Annotated in this window: 14 protein-coding genes; 9 read left to right on the plus strand and 5 right to left on the minus strand. The window is 48.4% G+C overall.

Annotated elements, in window-relative coordinates; genetic code table 11:
* Positions 1-296 precede the first annotated feature (296 nt).
* Positions 297-1733: a C40 family peptidase gene (locus tag KNP98_RS08005; protein WP_214811050.1), complete on the minus strand. Its 1437-nt coding sequence runs from the start codon at positions 1731-1733 to the stop codon at positions 297-299.
* A 202-nt stretch (positions 1734-1935) separates the two neighbouring features.
* Between KNP98_RS08005 and KNP98_RS08010 the strand changes: the two genes are divergently transcribed.
* The gene (locus KNP98_RS08010) at positions 1936-3648 is read left to right on the plus strand and encodes an ABC transporter ATP-binding protein (protein ID WP_214801121.1); all 1713 of its coding nucleotides are present in this window, start codon (positions 1936-1938) and stop codon (positions 3646-3648) included.
* Between the two features lie 152 nt (positions 3649-3800).
* Positions 3801-4661, plus strand: coding sequence for a DUF4003 family protein (locus KNP98_RS08015; RefSeq protein ID WP_214767366.1), 861 nt, complete (start codon positions 3801-3803; stop codon positions 4659-4661).
* Between the two features lie 38 nt (positions 4662-4699).
* Here KNP98_RS08015 and KNP98_RS08020 read toward each other — a convergent pair whose 3' ends face one another.
* The gene (locus KNP98_RS08020) at positions 4700-5947 is read right to left on the minus strand and encodes a lysine N(6)-hydroxylase/L-ornithine N(5)-oxygenase family protein (RefSeq protein ID WP_214811052.1); all 1248 of its coding nucleotides are present in this window, start codon (positions 5945-5947) and stop codon (positions 4700-4702) included.
* Positions 5948-6024: 77 nt separating this feature from the next.
* Entirely contained in the window at positions 6025-7155 is a 1131-nt protein-coding gene (locus KNP98_RS08025; protein ID WP_029333256.1) for a S1C family serine protease, read from the minus strand.
* A 195-nt stretch (positions 7156-7350) separates the two neighbouring features.
* Here KNP98_RS08025 and KNP98_RS08030 point away from each other — a divergent pair, with 195 nt between their 5' ends.
* Positions 7351-7707, plus strand: a complete 357-nt coding sequence (locus tag KNP98_RS08030; protein ID WP_088836745.1) for a DoxX family protein — start codon at positions 7351-7353, stop codon at positions 7705-7707.
* 43 nt (positions 7708-7750) lie between these two features.
* Here KNP98_RS08030 and KNP98_RS08035 read toward each other — a convergent pair whose 3' ends face one another.
* Positions 7751-8515: an SGNH/GDSL hydrolase family protein gene (locus KNP98_RS08035; protein ID WP_214811053.1), complete on the minus strand. Its 765-nt coding sequence runs from the start codon at positions 8513-8515 to the stop codon at positions 7751-7753.
* Positions 8516-8641: 126 nt separating this feature from the next.
* Here KNP98_RS08035 and KNP98_RS08040 point away from each other — a divergent pair, with 126 nt between their 5' ends.
* From KNP98_RS08040 to hfq, 4 genes are all read left to right on the plus strand, one after another.
* A complete protein-coding gene (locus KNP98_RS08040; RefSeq protein ID WP_029333260.1) occupies positions 8642-9562 on the plus strand; it encodes an ABC transporter ATP-binding protein in 921 nt (306 codons plus the stop codon).
* On the plus strand, positions 9555-10553 hold the full coding sequence (locus KNP98_RS08045; protein WP_034801277.1) for an ABC transporter permease: 999 nt from the start codon (positions 9555-9557) through the stop codon (positions 10551-10553). The genes KNP98_RS08040 and KNP98_RS08045 overlap by 8 nt, the downstream gene beginning before the upstream one ends.
* A gap of 469 nt (positions 10554-11022) precedes the next feature.
* On the plus strand, positions 11023-11976 hold the full coding sequence (gene miaA / locus KNP98_RS08050) for a tRNA (adenosine(37)-N6)-dimethylallyltransferase MiaA (RefSeq protein WP_088836747.1): 954 nt from the start codon (positions 11023-11025) through the stop codon (positions 11974-11976).
* Between the two features lie 22 nt (positions 11977-11998).
* A complete protein-coding gene (hfq, locus tag KNP98_RS08055; protein ID WP_029333264.1) occupies positions 11999-12247 on the plus strand; it encodes an RNA chaperone Hfq in 249 nt (82 codons plus the stop codon).
* 155 nt (positions 12248-12402) lie between these two features.
* Here hfq and KNP98_RS08060 read toward each other — a convergent pair whose 3' ends face one another.
* The gene (locus tag KNP98_RS08060) at positions 12403-13377 is read right to left on the minus strand and encodes a tyrosine-type recombinase/integrase (RefSeq protein ID WP_088836748.1); all 975 of its coding nucleotides are present in this window, start codon (positions 13375-13377) and stop codon (positions 12403-12405) included.
* Positions 13378-13511: 134 nt separating this feature from the next.
* Between KNP98_RS08060 and hflX the strand changes: the two genes are divergently transcribed.
* Positions 13512-14753: a GTPase HflX gene (gene hflX / locus KNP98_RS08065; protein ID WP_214811054.1), complete on the plus strand. Its 1242-nt coding sequence runs from the start codon at positions 13512-13514 to the stop codon at positions 14751-14753.
* Between the two features lie 2 nt (positions 14754-14755).
* Positions 14756-16033, plus strand: a complete 1278-nt coding sequence (locus KNP98_RS08070) for a methionine gamma-lyase family protein (protein WP_088836750.1) — start codon at positions 14756-14758, stop codon at positions 16031-16033.

The raw sequence follows: 16033 nt of genomic DNA on the forward strand, positions 1-16033 counted from the left end.
GCTCCAGACGATTTTTGAGTCCGCGCTTTCCATGGGCGGAAGACCCGGCAGGAAGCGAGGATTGCGCTTCCTTTTCCCATAGGAGTCGAGGATGAACACTCGGCACATCTAAGATACCTATCGAAAAGAAAAAAAGGAGGCGCTTGCTTCACGCGACGCCTGCAGAAAAAAACGCAAAACTTACGCTGTCAGAGACAAAGAGACCCGACCTCCTGTCCACTAAGGGCAGGAAATCGGATCTTATGTCTCGACTGAAAAAAGGGGGAAAGTGCACTTTTTTAGTCAATCCTGTTGCATCAGAGGGCTTTAAAGCCCAGTAATTTTTGAGTCCAGTACTTTTCCGACAGGCGACTGATGCCGAGTGACGGTGTATTGGCATGGATGAATTGGTCATTGTTCAACATGATTCCGATGTGGGTCGGACCTGCGGCATACGTATTCTCGAAGAAGATGATATCTCCCCGGACCGGCTGACGTAATTTCGACAGCTTCTGACCGAGGTACAGGTCGTTGTTCCAGTAGCCATTGACGTTCGTCCGCCCGACTTTGTAACCGGCCGTATTCAACGTGTAGTTGATAAAACCCGAGCAATCGAATCCGCCGTTGATCGGGCTACTCGACCCCCAGACGTACGGTGTCCCGAGATACTGTTGACCGATTGAAATCGCCCGTTCCATGACACCGGAAGTAGGGACAGTCGAGACAGGAGGCGGTGTTACGGGCGGAGTCGTCGCAACAGTCCCGGTCGTAATGTAGCTTTTCGCGACATAATAGTAACCTGTCCCGATTTTGATTTGGTACCATCCGGCAGCGGAACCCGTCGTTTCACCCATCACCTGAACGCTCGAACCGTGGGCAACTTGGGTGAAGACTTGTGAGGAGGTTGTTGGTGCCGTCCGGACATTCAAACCTGACGGCGCATTGACGGTATACGTTTTGGCTTGGTCGACCGGATTGATCGAGACGCCATTCGTTGCAGGCGGTGTTTCTTTTGCTGATGCAGCAACATAACTCGCGGCGACGTAGAGGACTTTTCCGTCGAGCTTAATTTGATACCAGGCGTCAATCGTACCCGTGACCGTCAAGAGCGTTTTATTCGGAATCGTTTTGTAGATTTGTGCCGACGCCGATGCTGCTAAGCGGGCATTCAGTCCGCCACTTGCGTTGACTGTATATTGTTTGGTCGTATCGACGGCTTTAACGGCTGTTGCGACAGGTGTCGTCACTGGTGGTTTCGATGTCGTTTTGACGGTTGATTTTTTCGCAGTGATGAGACTGGCATGGACGTATGCCGTCTTTTTCTTGTAGACGATTTGGTACCAAGAACCGGTTTTCTTTTTGACGGACACGGCTGCATTTTTAGTAAGTTGTCCGACTTTTTTGGAAGCCGTACTCGCTTTCTCACGAACATTGACACCAGCTGTATTCGTTATGTAAGTCGTTGTTGTCGTCGTTTTAGCTGTCGTCGTTTTTGCAGCAGTAGCTGCTTTCACATAACTCGAAGTGATGAATGCTTTTTTCGATTGATAACGAATTTCGTACCAAGAACCTGACTTTTTAACAGCGGTTACCGTTGTACCCTTTTTTAAGGTCGTAATGATGGGTGCGGAAGTAGTGGCAGCAGTTCGGATGTTGACATTTTCGGTTAACGTTAACTGTGTGGAGGCGGCTTCGGCCGCGGTCGCTGAACTGACCAACGCGAGCGTCGTCAAAGCGAGAAGTGTCTTTTTCAAGTTGCGTAACTCCCTTCCAAAATGGTTCGAATAGAATCGTTGTTACCATTTTGTCATATGAGATGTTAATTCCCCTGTTTTTAAAATATATTTTTTATGAAAAAACTTACTTTGATTTTCAAAAATAATGATCTGTGTTTTGAGGCGCGATTAATCTAGAGTCTTCTTGTACACTAGTATTAGCTAGGAGGGGAGTTTACAAATGTTAAAACGATTTTATCAATACTACATACCGCATAAACGCTTGTTTTGGCTCGATTTTTCGTCAGCCTTATTCGTCGGTATACTCGAGCTCGCGTTTCCGCTTGCCGTCCAGTGGTTCATCGATTCTTTGTTGCCAGAAGGCGAGCTGAACTGGATCATCTTAGTCAGTGTCGGTCTACTGTTGCTTTATGTCATCAGTACGATGATGCAGTTCGTCGTCAATTACTTCGGACATAAGCTCGGTATCAACATCGAGACCGACATGCGGCGCCAATTATTCGGACACGTTCAAAAACAGTCGTTCCGCTTTTTTGATAACACGAAAACAGGGCACATCATGAGCCGGATCACAAATGACTTGTTCGATATCGGGGAACTGGCTCACCACGGACCGGAAGATGCCTTCATTGCCGTGATGACGTTACTCGGTGCCTTCTCAATCATGCTGACGATTAATGCGCCGCTTGCACTCGTTACCGTCATTGCTGTTCCGTTCCTGATTTGGTTGATTAGTTTCGCCAACGTCCGGATGAATCGTTCGTGGGACAAGATGTACGGCAATATCGCCGAAGTCAACTCCCGTGTCGAAGATAGCGTCTCAGGCATTCGTGTCGTCCAGTCGTTTACGAACGAAGCCCATGAAGTTGCACGGTTCGAGCAAGACAATGCAACGTTCCGTCAATCGAAGATTAATGCCTATAAAGTTATGAGTACGAGTCTGTCCGGTATTTACTTGACGACGCGGCTGATGACGCTCGCCGTTCTTGTGTACGGTGCCTATTTAAGTTACAACGGCCGCCTTAGTTACGGCGAACTTGTCGGGTTCATTCTCTACATGAACATTTTGCTGAAACCGATTGACAAAATCACGGCACTTCTCGAACTTTATCCGAAAGGGATGGCAGGTTTTAAGCGATTCGCTGAAATGATTGATCAGGATGATGAGCTGAAGGATGCGCCAGACGCAATCACGGTCGATCGTCTGCATGGTGCAATCGAGTTCGATGATGTTAGTTTCGGCTACGAAGCCGATCGATTGATTTTAAAAAATATCAACCTGTCCGTTGAACCCGGTCAGACAATTGCCTTCGTCGGAACGTCGGGTGCCGGGAAAACGACGATTTGTTCCTTAATCCCTCGCTTTTACGATGTTTTAGAAGGTGCGATTACGATTGACGGCATCGATGTCCGGCAGATGACAAAAGCTTCGCTCCGCCAACAAATCGGTATCGTTCAACAAGATGTCTTTCTCTTTTCGGGGACGGTTGCCGAAAACATTGCCTATGGCGATTTGACAGCGACGCGGGCAGACATCATCGTAGCTGCCGAGCGCGCCCATCTCGGACAGATGATCGCTGATTTACCGGAGGGGTATGATACGCAGATTGGGGAGCGGGGCTTGAAATTATCCGGGGGACAAAAGCAACGGCTGGCGATTGCCCGGATGTTCTTGAAGAATCCGCCGCTATTGATTCTAGATGAAGCGACATCTGCTCTTGATACGGAGACGGAAGCGATCATTCAAGAATCGCTCGCGGAACTCTCGAAAAACCGGACGACTTTAATCATTGCCCATCGTCTCGGAACGATTCGAAATGCGGACCGGATTCTTGTCGTCACGAAAGAGGGCATCATTGAAGACGGTACACATGACGAATTGATTAAAAATGGTGGTTATTTCTCCCGGTTACTTGAAAAACAACGGGTCTGACATGCCTTTAAAAACCGGGTACCGGCTGTCTTTTCATTTGAAAGACGAGGTGAACCCGGTTTTTTCTTTTGAGGAACTTCGACGCGCATAGTCAGATTCGGGAATGATTTGTCAGGAAAAGGGGAAAACAGAACCGAAGGGAGGGCGCTTTGATGTACGGATTATTTTGTGAAAACTACAATAAGACCTATGCCATTCTCCGCGAGGAAACGTCCCACGACTTCCGCCGTTTTTTTGCCTTATCGTATACGATTCAAGACGTCGTGTTCGACCGGGCGGCCTACGATCGCTTAGCGCATGCCATTAAACGGAAGACAACACGCTTTTCAGCACTTCAAAGTCGTTATACGCCACTGCTGATTTCGCAACTTCAACTTTATAGCGACCGACCGGAACAGTTAGTCGAGCAAGTGATTGAAGCTGAAAAGCATATTAAACGGCGCTTCATCAAAGACAAAGCCGTCCGCCCGTTTTTTGCCCTTGGAGAGCTCTTGAATCGACAGCGCGGTACGGACGCTTTGCCGGTCGTCGAACACTTTCGAGCAGAACGCCCGGGGTTGAATGTGACGAAACAATACGTCGTCACGGCAGCATTGATGGACCAAAAACAATTGCTCGCATCCTTCGTCGAGGATGTCAAGACGAGTGAAGAATGGCTCAGTAAATGGATGGGACCGTCAAGCGAACGATTGATTGCCGCTCAAATCCTTGCTACGTCAAACAATCAAGCAGAACAAAAACAACGGATTGAAAATTGGGTGGACATGCTTGAAAAACGGGAAGTTCGCATGTTTGAACGCCTATTCCCGCTACTCGCCCTGTTACGTTCGACTGATCGTGTCGACTTGATATACGTGACACGGGTCGTCGACCGGGAACGGTCGCGGAATCGGTTTTCCGAAGAAGTCAACTGGTTGCTTGCGTTTCATCTATTACTCGCTAAAGCGGGGCATAGCCGGTTGCAGTCAACCTTACTTGTACTCGAAACGCTTGAATTGACGAAAAAACGCTAAAAAGTAGCTCGCCATATATTTGGCGAGCTACTTTTTTGTCAGTCGAACGTCGTAAACGTTGCATGCTGTTCGACAGGATACAACTCTTTCCCGGCGACATCATTTAAAATCAATTGATTTCGCGAGACCGACATACCTAGATTGTCGGCGGCAGGACCGTGCGAAAGCTCTAAGTTCGTCGTCGCGTACAACTGATGATTTGTTGCGATGGAACGAACGACCCGGTAATTCGCATCGACTTTCCAAGCCTGTTCACCTTCGAACTCGATGTTCAATCGGTCAATGAAGCGCGGTAATGCCGGGACGAAACCGGTTGCTGCGACAACGGCATCCGTGTTCGATGTCCGGACTTGGTTGAGTTCTGTATGACGCATTTTGATTGCAAATGACGTATCGTGCGTAATTTGTTCGACCTCAAGATTTGCGCGAATCTGGACGCGGTCTTTTTGATCCGTCGTCAAATCATAGAGGTGTTCGTAAATGGCCTGTAAGGTTTCCGGACTGATCCCGTTTTGCGACCGCGTGAATTTCGAAACGGCCTCTTGCCGGGTTTCAAGTGGTAATTGATTAAAATACGTGACATAACTCGGTGAAAAGATTTCTTCGCCGAGTTTTCCGGTCTCAAGTGTTTCAAAAATCGTCGAACGTGAAATCCACTCGAGTTCGAGATCCGGCGAGCGGTCGCTCGTCAATAGATCAAGGAAAATTTCTGCTGCACTTTGACCCGATCCGACGATGGAAATTTTATTTTTCGACAGGAGCTGTTCTTTTTCCATGACATATTGCGTGTTGTGAATGACGTTTGAATCAAACGTATCGGGAATTGAAGGTTTAGACCCTGTTCCGATGACGACGTTACGTGTTTCATATGTCTTCCGTTCACCCGTCTTGACGTCTTCGACAAGCACCTCATAGCTATCACCCGTGTCCTGAACATCGATGACGCGGGTCGAAAAACATAAGTCATCGAGTTGGGTCGCGACCCATTTCAAATACGAATTGTATTCTTGGCGCGAAATCAATAATTTTTCATAAAAATAAAACGTATGCAAACGATTGATGGAACGCAAGTAGTTTAAATAAGTAAAAGAAGACGTCGGATCAGCAAGTGTAACTAAGTCAGAGATGAAACTCGTTTGCATCATCGAGTCCTTAATCATCATCCCGGGATGCCATGAAAATTGTTCGCTTTCATCAAAAAAAAGTGTCCGTAATGGTGTTGGATGAGCGAGTGCGCTCAACCCTAAATTCATCGGTCCAATCCCGATGCCGATCAAATCATACATAAAGAGAGCCCCCCAAAGATATTGTTCTAAAACAATACCCGATATGGGAGGCAATTGAAACGTCTTGATGTGGAAGATTATAACTGATCGGTTGTCGTCGTCGTTGTTTTAACGGTTGATGTTTTACCATCGCGGATAATCGTCAACGTGATGTCACCGTCCGATTTAATCAGCGCCGTCTTGATGTCGACAAAACTCTCAATCGCCGATCCGTTGATTTTCGTGATGACGTCACCTGTTTTCAGCTTCGCGGAGGCAGCCGGACTGTTCGGTTCAACTGACATGATGACGACACCGGTTTTTTGGGATTCAGGCAACTTGACTTGATCAAGCAAATAACCGGCCGGGAAGGCGGAAACGTCCTGCAAGGCGACACCAAGCGTCGGATGTTTGACTTCACCGGTCGTTTCAAGCTGTTTTAGGATGGGCAGCGCATCGTCGATCGGAATGCTGAAACCAACGCCTTCGACGCCCGTTTCAGCAATCTTCATCGAGTTGATTCCGACGAGCTGACCTTGTTCGTTGATTAAGGCACCACCAGAGTTACCGGGGTTGATGGCTGCATCGGTCTGAATGACGGTCGTATTGAAGTCATCTTGCCCATCGCTGTTCGTATCGACAGGGACCGTCCGGTCATTTGAACTGACGATTCCACGTGTGACGGAGTTTTGGAATTCACCGAGCGGGTTTCCGATGGCGAGCACGGTTTGACCGGCTTTTAAGTCAGCCGATTTTCCGACCGTGATGACAGCGGGAACGTCTTTTGCGTCGACCTCGAGGACGGCAAGATCGTATGTTGCGTCGCTACCGAGTAACTTTGCACTCAAAGTGTTACCGTCGTTTAATGTCACTTCGAGTTTCGAGGCACCGTCGACGACGTGGTGGTTCGTAATGATGTAGGCCTTTCCGTCTGCTTTTTTATAGATGACACCGGAACCAGATCCGCTCGCCGCTTCTTCTTGCGTCATGCTGTTACCGGTTTGGTAGTTCGTGACGGTAACGACCGATTTTTGGGCGGATGCGACGGCGTTCGTCACAGGGTCATTTGACGTCGTTGAAACTTGTTTCGGCATCCCGTTTGAAAGAGGTGTGTCGGCAACTTGTTGTTCTTGATCCATCAAAAGTGGAAAGGCGATCGTTGCCGTCAAAACGGCACCGATGATGCCTCCTGTCAGTCCGGGTAAAAGTTGTTTTGTTTTTCCTGCCATATCGACCATTCCTTCCGTATCAATTTCTATTTTTACTGTATCAGATATCCAAACTGAAAATGAAATTGCGGACGTTTTTCCAAAATGACTCATCATTCCCCACAATTGATCGACAGTTTCTTATAGTTGAGCGAAAAGGGTTCGTCCGTTACACTGAGTTTGGTTCTTACTTATATCAACGGGGAGATGGAAGTCATGAAGTATGTTTTACGTTTGTTGTACGGTGGAGGATTATTATTTGCTGGGGTCGGTCATTTTCGAAACGAAAGAGGATTTGTCAGCATCATGCCGTCCTTTATTCCGTTTAAGCGGTTTTTCGTTCAAGTGACGGGTATCATCGAAGTTTTGTACGGCTTCATGTTGTTGACAGGTAAAGGTGTCGATATCGTTCGCAAGACACTACCTGGCTTTTTATATGCCGTCTTACCGGCGAACGTCAACATGGCCGTCAATCCACAACCCATCAACGGTAAAAAATTGCCGGCCTGGGCGTTATGGACACGGTTGCCGCTGCAATGGGTCTTAATCGCCTTAGCCAAACGTCTGAAATGAAATGAAGCCGCCGAGTCGATGTGATTCGGCGGCTTTCTTTGAATTAAAAACGTTTATTTACAGCGAGCAGGGAAGCTTTCGCAATTTGTTCGTACGTTGAATCATTCGGGTGGAACTGATCACTTGAGAGATCGCGTTTGACGTCACGGACTAGGTTGAAAGTATCGATGACTTCAATATCATATTCGAGTCCGAGTTGACGCGACTCGGCATTCCAATTTTGGACGATTGCGTCAAATGCCTCCCCATTTTCACTGGCACGGAAAGGATTATACAGTCCGACGTAGAAGATGACGGCATCCGGATTTTCATCTCGGAGGATTTTAAAGGTCTTCTCCAAGTTGGTTTGAGCTGATTTAATCGTATCAGCAGTCTTTTTTGCATCAAAGTTTGCGACACCTTCACCACGGTTGAACAAATCATTCCCGCCAATCGTCACCGAAATGACTTTTGCCTGGCTAAGGGAGCGAAGGACTTCTTTTTGTTCAAGTTGCTTCAGTAGATCTTCCGTCCGGGCTCCGCTGACGGCGAGATTTTGGAAACGTTCGACGGTGTTGTCTTTTGTAAGTTCTTGACCGACGATTGCTGCATAACTGTTTCCGTTCGAAGCACCGACGCCGCGTGTCAACGAGTCACCTAAAGCGACGTAAGTCCCGCCATTTGCAACGGGTTCTTCTTTCGTTGGTGTCAAGACCGCCCGTTTTGGTGGATTAACGACGTCGTTATAGGCGCTTGCAAATCCGTACCCGAAAAGTGCGGTCAAGATGAGCGAAACGCTTAAAAATAAAGGCCAAGCATATCGTTTCATGAATCGTTCCTCCTTTTACTGTTACGATGATTGTAGCAAAACTTTAGAAAATGTGCGGTTTTGAAGTGCTTAGACGAGTCAAATCATTCATTATTCCGCTAGAATAGACCATAAGAGGTGAGAAACGTGAATCCAACTGTAAAATTAGAATCGGTCACGAAGGTGATTGGAAAGAAAACGATTATCGATAACATTTCGTTTGAAATCTTCCCAGGTGAAGTCTTTGGATTTCTCGGTCCGAACGGGGCAGGGAAAACAACGACGATCCGGATGCTCGTCGGATTGATTAAACCGACGTCGGGTAAAATCACGGTCTGTGATTTTGACGTCCGCAAACAATTTGTTCAAGCGATGGAGCGGATTGGCTCGATCGTTGAAAACCCAGAGCTTTACAAATATTTGAGTGGGCGCGAAAACTTGCGTGTCTTCGCCCGGATGTTACCGAATGTCGATGAAGCTCGGATTCAAGAAGTAATTGACTTGGTCGACTTGACGGCGCGGGTCGACGATCAAGTCCGGACGTATTCCCTCGGGATGCGTCAACGCCTTGGAATCGCCCAAGCCTTGCTCGGTCGTCCAAGTGTTTTGATACTCGATGAACCAACAAACGGACTCGATCCGATGGGGATTCGTGATTTACGGCAATTCATTCGGAAGCTCGTTGATGAGACAGGATTATCAGTTTTAGTCTCGAGCCACATCCTGGCTGAGATTGAGATGCTCGCTGACCGGGTCGCCATCATGAGTTACGGCAAAATCGTTCAAGTCGGGACGGTCAAGGAGCTCGTCGAGTCGCTTGCTCCAGGTGTCGACTGGCGGGTCGATGATGCCTTCAAAGCAAATGAAATTTTATCCGCGTCTGAAGACGTCCAGGTCTCTGAAGTCGTTGACGCGAATACCGTCCATACATTGATGGATTCAAGTAAGACACCGGCACTCAATAAACAGCTGTTTGAAGCCGGCGTCGAAGTCTGGACGATTGAACGAAAAGTCCAAACGCTCGAAGATCTCTTCATCACCTTGACGGGGGGAGATCATATTGCGTAATCCGAACATGCTTGGTCTCGTCCGCAATGAAGTGACGAAAATTGCTTCGAAAAAGCGCTTCGCCGTCGTCGCGATCATTTTAGTCGTTCTTGTGTCGATGTTTACGTATGCACAGTATCGTGACATCCAAGAACAAATTAAGAAACAAGGTACGCTCGATTGGCGTGTCGAACTGCAACAAGACATCGTCGATACACAGAATCGCCTGGCCTCGAGCAGTATTCAAGACGAGTTCCGCCAGTTTTTAGAATTTGATTTAAAACAGAATCAATACTACCTCGATAATGATATCAATCCGAACTATCCGGGTGCGCCGACGTTCATCCGCATTTTCTTCTCACAAGGATTAACGTTAATCTTACCGCTCTTCATCATCGTCATCATGGCGGACATCGTCAGCGGGGAGCAAAACGACGGAACGATCAAGACGCTTCTGTCGCGACCGGTCCGGCGCTGGAAAATTTTGATGGCGAAATGGATCACGGTTTTACTCTATACCTCGATGCTGATGGCATTGACCGCGTTCGTCTGTTACGCGATTTCCGGCATCGTCCTCGGGTATGACGGCTGGACCGCCCCGATTTTGACCGGGTTCCAAGCATCGCCGAGCGGGACGTTCTCGACCGAATTCGTGCATACGATTCCGATGTGGGAATACCTCCTGATGGCAATCGGTCTCGCCTGGATCGTCACAGCCGTCGTCGGAACGATTGCGTTGATGGTCTCTGTCCTCGTCAAGAATACGGCGACCGGGATTGGCATCATGATGGCAGTCTTGATTTCCGGAACATTGTTGACGACACTCGGTTCGAGCTGGACAAGTTCGAAATACCTCGTTAACGTCAACTTTGGACTAATCAATTATCTGGATGGTCAAGCACCACCGATTGAAGGCATGACGTTGCCATTCTCGCTTGCCGTCCTTGGCTGTTGGACAGTCGCGACACTTGGAATCGCCTTTTGGAACTTTACGCAAAAAGATATGTATTAATAAAAAACCCCCTGTCCCGAACTCGGAACAGGGGGTTTTCGCAACGGGCAAGCCCGTCACTTGGAATCGAGAGGCAGAGCCTCTAATGGAAAGCCGATGCAGGTCAACTTCCGCGCTACGTACCAATCGTATCTTAATCATAGCGATTCCATTAATTGGTGTCAAACATGCTCGAATGGGTTTACAGTTGTCGCAAATTGTAAAAAGGTAGATAACAGATAAAAGAGGAGGGGCTATGATGGCAGATTGGGGTATTATGTTGACAGGGTTAGTGATTTGCGGATGGTGTGTATTCAGCGCAATTTATGACGACTTCATTCGTCGTGTCTAATATTTTTTTCGTAACAAATAGGGTACATGTCCTTTTTCTTCAGGATAGGTGCTCTTTTTTTGTCTTAAAACGGCTACGGCAGAATTGTGAATTATGGTACACTGACATCAAAAATGATCAGTGTAGGAATGGTGATGCATAGTGAAACAACCAGTCATCGTCATCGTCGGTCCGACTGCGGTCGGAAAAACGAAGACAGGTATAGAATTAGCGAAGCGCTTGAATGGTGAAATCATCTCCGGTGACTCCGTTCAGGTCTATCAAGGAATGGACATCGGTTCAGCGAAAGTGACAGAAGAAGAAATGGACGGTGTAGCGCATCATATGCTCGACCTTGTCAATCCGGATGATGAGATGAGTGTTGCTCGTTTTCAGACGCTGGCACGTCAGGCGATTGCGGACATTGCAGGTCGAGGGAAATTGCCAATCATCGTCGGCGGGACCGGGTTATACATCCGGGCGATTTTGTATGACTATCAATTTACAGCACAAGCGGAAAATAAAGAATTGCGGCAGGAGCTGGAACAATTTGCAGCGGAGCAAGGCGTAGTCGCACTCCATGAACGCTTGCGTCAACTCGATCCGAATCGGGCAGAGGAAATTCATCCGAACAATGTGCAACGGGTCGTCCGGGCGATTGAAGTCGCCGAGAGTGGACAGACACAAACGTCCGGTAGTGAACCGAGCTTATATGAGAGCTTGCTGTTCGTCTTACATATGGACGACCGGGATCGCTTATATGACCGAATCAATGAGCGGGTCGATTTGATGGTGGGGCAGGGACTCGTCGAGGAAGTCCGGCAGCTTGTTGACGCCGGCTTCGCCGATACGAAAGCGATGCAAGCAATCGGCTACAAGGAAATCGTCCCTGTTTTGAGTGGCGCGCCACTTGAACCGGCGGTCGAACAGCTCAAACGTAACACGCGACGCTTCGCAAAACGGCAGTTAACCTGGTTCCGTCATCAATTTGATGGCGTTTGGGTAGAAATGGGAACGATTTCATTTGAACAAAACTTCAAAATTATCTATGATAGAACAGTAGGGTTTCTGAAAGCGGTTAACTCGGACTGGCCTGAAGACAGAAACAGATAAAATAGAGGGGGCACGGGGTCTTATGAAAGCGACATACAACATTCAAGACTATTTTTTAAATCAATTACGAAAAGATGCGGTTCCAACAACCGTCTTCTTAATCAGTGGGTATCAATTACGGGGATTAATCAAATCATTCGATAACTTCACGGTAATCCTAGAATCAGAAGGAAAACAACAACTGATTTATAAGCATGCCATTTCGACGTTCGCGCCGGCACGTAACGTGACGTTGTACGAACAAGAGGAAACGGAAGAAGTATCGCGTTAAACAAGACGGCCGCGGGGGCCATCTTGTAAGAAATGCAATCCATTTAGATGAAAGGTCACTGCGAAGTGACTCTTCATCTTTTTTTGTGGAGGATGACGAATGGTACAAGAAAAAGATGCCGGCGTCTTGTACCATTTGCCTTTACAGCACATTCATCATAATAACTCTTTTAATTCTTCAAATGCTTCCGCGTATCGTCTTAACGAGACGTCTTTATAGAGACATGTCTTCGTCAGGCGGTCTTCTGTCGTCATCTCGTCGACATACGTTTTCAAGATGAAGCTGTTACGGAGCATCGACGGGGTGATCAATCGTTTGTTATCCGACCGTTCATTGAGTTGCCGCATCATTTTCGTGATCATGACGATCGAGAGCTGCTTCGGCGCATTTTTACTATAGAGCCAGCGGAACGTCATCCGGGCGAAGTCGAAGGCGACGAAAAACGGGTCCGTTGTATGATAACGTGGACGGACGGGTTCCGGAACGGTCTTCAAGTAACGGAGCATGACGTCCTGATCCTCACGCTCGATATGCAATTTGTACGTGTTCCCGAGCCGGTCGTGGACGAGCATCTCTTGCTGGGCAAAATTGAGGTCTTGCATCTTCAGCCCGATGATGTGGTGAACGCGTAGTCCGTACCGGTAGAACAACCGTAAAATCAATTCATTGCGGTCGATCAAGTACGGGCGGGCGACGAGCTGATGATCGGTCAAACCGCGGTCGGACTGATTCGTCCGGATCAACTGGTCATATTCTTTCTGCGACGCGACATGGTGTGGACCGAGCTCATGGGTCGGCTGGGCATACTCAATTAGTTTTGCTTTTGATTGTCGGATTTGATAGTTCAATTGATTGATGACGGTGACGATCCGGGCGACCGTCGCTTGTTTATAGAGTTTTTCTTCGATCAAGTATTCGTTGATGAATGTCTTCCAGGCATCGAGCGAAATTGCTTTGAAATCATCAATCGTCTCGAGCGGTTGGTCGACTTCCGTCATGTACCGGTGAACCTCGATTAAATCATAACGGTAGCGTCGGACGGTCGAGTCCTGTCGACCGCTGACCGTTAAATAGAGGAGATACCGTTCGATGAACTCGGGCAACGTATAATCCAGTCGTTCGCGTGCCATGTTCCGCCTCCTTCAACCTTGTTATTCTTATCATAAACCGAACGAATGTTTCCTGTCCAAAAAAGTTCAGACGGATAGCGGCGTGTGGTATGATTAGGGACGCAGAATGTCTTTATCTTGAAAGGAATGATTTTATGTCAGAACGCGTTATTGTCGTCGGTTGTCAGCTCCCCGATGTGGCAGACCATATTTATGCAGAATCGGTCGCGGAGCTTGAAGCACTCGTCACGACTGCGCACGGGGTCGTCGTTGGACGACTCGATCAAAAACGGCAGGCAGTCGATCGGCGTACATTTATCGGAAAAGGGAAGGTCGAGGAACTGGTCGCGCTAGCGGAAGAACTCGAACCGGATTTAATTATTTTTAATGCAGAAGTCACACCCGGTCAGATGAAGAACATCCGGATTGCACTTGAAGACCCGGAATCGATCAAATTGATTGACCGGACCCAATTGATTCTCGATATCTTCGCCGGGCGTGCTCAGTCACGGGAAGGGAAACTTCAAGTCGAGCTCGCGCAAATGAGTTATTTGTTACCGCGTCTCAGTGGACAAGGAACGCAACTATCACGTCTTGGTGGCGGAATCGGGACACGTGGTCCGGGTGAATCGAAACTTGAGACGGACCGTCGACACATCCGTCGCCGTGTCGATGAAATCAAGAAACAGCTCGAAACATCGGTCGCACACCGAGCGCGTTACCGGGAACGCCGTAAAGAAAATCAGACGTTCCAAATCGCGCTCGTCGGGTATACGAATGCCGGGAAGTCGACGATTTTCAATCGCTTGACGCATGCTGACACGTATGAAAAAAATGAATTGTTCGCGACGCTCGATCCATTGACACGTCAGTTCGATTTACCGGAAGGCGGACAAATCCTGTTGACGGATACGGTTGGTTTCATCCAGGACCTTCCGACGAAACTGATTGCTGCCTTCCGTTCGACGCTGGAAGAAGTGCTTGAAGCCGATTTAATCCTCCATGTCATTGATGCTTCGAGTGAACATTATCTCAACCAAATGCAGACGACGAACGATGTCCTCGATGAGCTCGGAGCGGGTGATATTCCGCAACTCGAAGTCTTCAATAAAAAAGACCAGTTGACAGACTTGTTCGCCGGCGGAAAATTGCTGATTTCAGCACTCAATCCGACTGATATCGAACGGTTAACGCTCGAAATCGAAAAGTCGATCAGTGAGATTTTGGAATATCTCGAAATCCGGATTCCGGTCGAGGCGTTTGCCCACTACAACCCGGCAAAAGAAGTCATGATGAATTTAAAAGAACAATATGAAGAGGATGGATCGGTCACGCTCAAAGGGTACTTGCGTAAAGACACGCGTCTCTACTCGACATTGAAACAATACGAGGTGTAAGCATGTTTACAGAATTAACGCATTATGAAACGATTCGTCCCTTCATCGAGACGGCGGAGACGCGAATCGCTCCCGGGATCAAACGGACGCAAGAAATCGCGGAATACAATCAGTTTCGCGTCTTGAACGCGTTCCGGAAACACAAAGTCAGCGATTTTCACTTCATGCCGTCGACAGGTTACGGCTATAACGATGAAGGGCGCGATACGCTCGAACGGATTTATGCCGACGTCTTCGGTGCAGAAGCCGGACTTTGCCGTGCGCAAATTATCAGTGGGACCCATGCGATCGGGATTGCGTTGTTCGGGTTACTCTTGCCGGGAGACGAATTACTGTATATCACAGGCAAACCGTACGACACGCTCGAAGAAATCGTCGGCATCCGGGGTGACGGGCGGGGCTCGCTAAAAGAACTCGGTGTCACCTATGATGTCGTCGAGATGAAACAGGCGGAGACGATTGATATCGATGCCGTTCTCGCCCGGATCACAAGCAAGACGAAAGTCGTCGGGATTCAACGGTCGAAAGGTTATGCGACACGGCGCAGCTTACCGGTCGAAGAAATCGGTCACGCGATTGCGACGATTAAAGCCGTCCATCCGGACGTCATCGTCTTTGTTGACAACTGTTACGGCGAGTTCGTCGAGACGATGGAACCGACCCACGTCGGGGCTGACTTGATGGCAGGCTCACTGATTAAAAATCCGGGTGGGGGTCTCGCGAAAACTGGCGGCTACCTCGTCGGACGGACGGACTTGATCGAACGGGCATCGTTCCGAATGACGACTCCGGGCATCGGCGCGGAAGCGGGACCGTCGCTCTACTCGCTCCAAGACATGTATCAAGGCTTCTATATGGCGCCGCACACGGTCAGCCAGGCATTGATGGGGGCAATGTTCACGTCGAGCATGATGGAGCAGTTCGGTTTCGATACGGCACCGCATTACGCAGCAGAGCGGACGGATTTGATTCAATCGGTCTCGTTCCATGCCCCGGAACCGATGATTGCCTTTTGTCAGGCGATTCAAGCGGCGTCACCGGTCAATGCTCATGCTTTACCGATTCCGGACTATATGCCCGGATATGCGGATGATGTCATCATGGCAGCAGGGACATTCATCCAAGGGTCGTCGATCGAATTGTCGGCAGACGGACCGATTCGTGCGCCCTATACGGCTTACGTCCAAGGCGGGTTGACATTTAGTCACGTCAAAATCGCCATCATTTCTGCCGTCGACCATTTGATGGAAAAACAATTGCTTCCGCAAACGCGGGTTTAA

The organism is Exiguobacterium sp. s127 (genome assembly GCF_018618695.1).
GTDB lineage: Bacteria > Bacillota > Bacilli > Exiguobacteriales > Exiguobacteriaceae > Exiguobacterium_A > Exiguobacterium_A oxidotolerans.

Bases quoted from the DNA above. Each gene is read 5' to 3' on its own strand.
- KNP98_RS08035 (WP_214811053.1), bottom strand. From the start codon at position 8,515: ATGAAACGATATGCTTGGCCTTTATTTTTAAGCGTTTCGCTCATCTTG.
- KNP98_RS08010 (WP_214801121.1), top strand. From the start codon at position 1,936: ATGTTAAAACGATTTTATCAATACTACATACCGCATAAACGCTTGTTT.
- KNP98_RS08025 (WP_029333256.1), bottom strand. From the start codon at position 7,155: ATGGCAGGAAAAACAAAACAACTTTTACCCGGACTGACAGGAGGCATC.
- KNP98_RS08070 (WP_088836750.1), top strand. From the start codon at position 14,756: ATGTTTACAGAATTAACGCATTATGAAACGATTCGTCCCTTCATCGAG.
- hfq (WP_029333264.1), top strand. From the start codon at position 11,999: ATGAAAGCGACATACAACATTCAAGACTATTTTTTAAATCAATTACGA.
- KNP98_RS08030 (WP_088836745.1), top strand. From the start codon at position 7,351: ATGAAGTATGTTTTACGTTTGTTGTACGGTGGAGGATTATTATTTGCT.
- KNP98_RS08015 (WP_214767366.1), top strand. From the start codon at position 3,801: ATGTACGGATTATTTTGTGAAAACTACAATAAGACCTATGCCATTCTC.
- KNP98_RS08060 (WP_088836748.1), bottom strand. From the start codon at position 13,377: ATGGCACGCGAACGACTGGATTATACGTTGCCCGAGTTCATCGAACGG.
- KNP98_RS08020 (WP_214811052.1), bottom strand. From the start codon at position 5,947: ATGTATGATTTGATCGGCATCGGGATTGGACCGATGAATTTAGGGTTG.
- hflX (WP_214811054.1), top strand. From the start codon at position 13,512: ATGTCAGAACGCGTTATTGTCGTCGGTTGTCAGCTCCCCGATGTGGCA.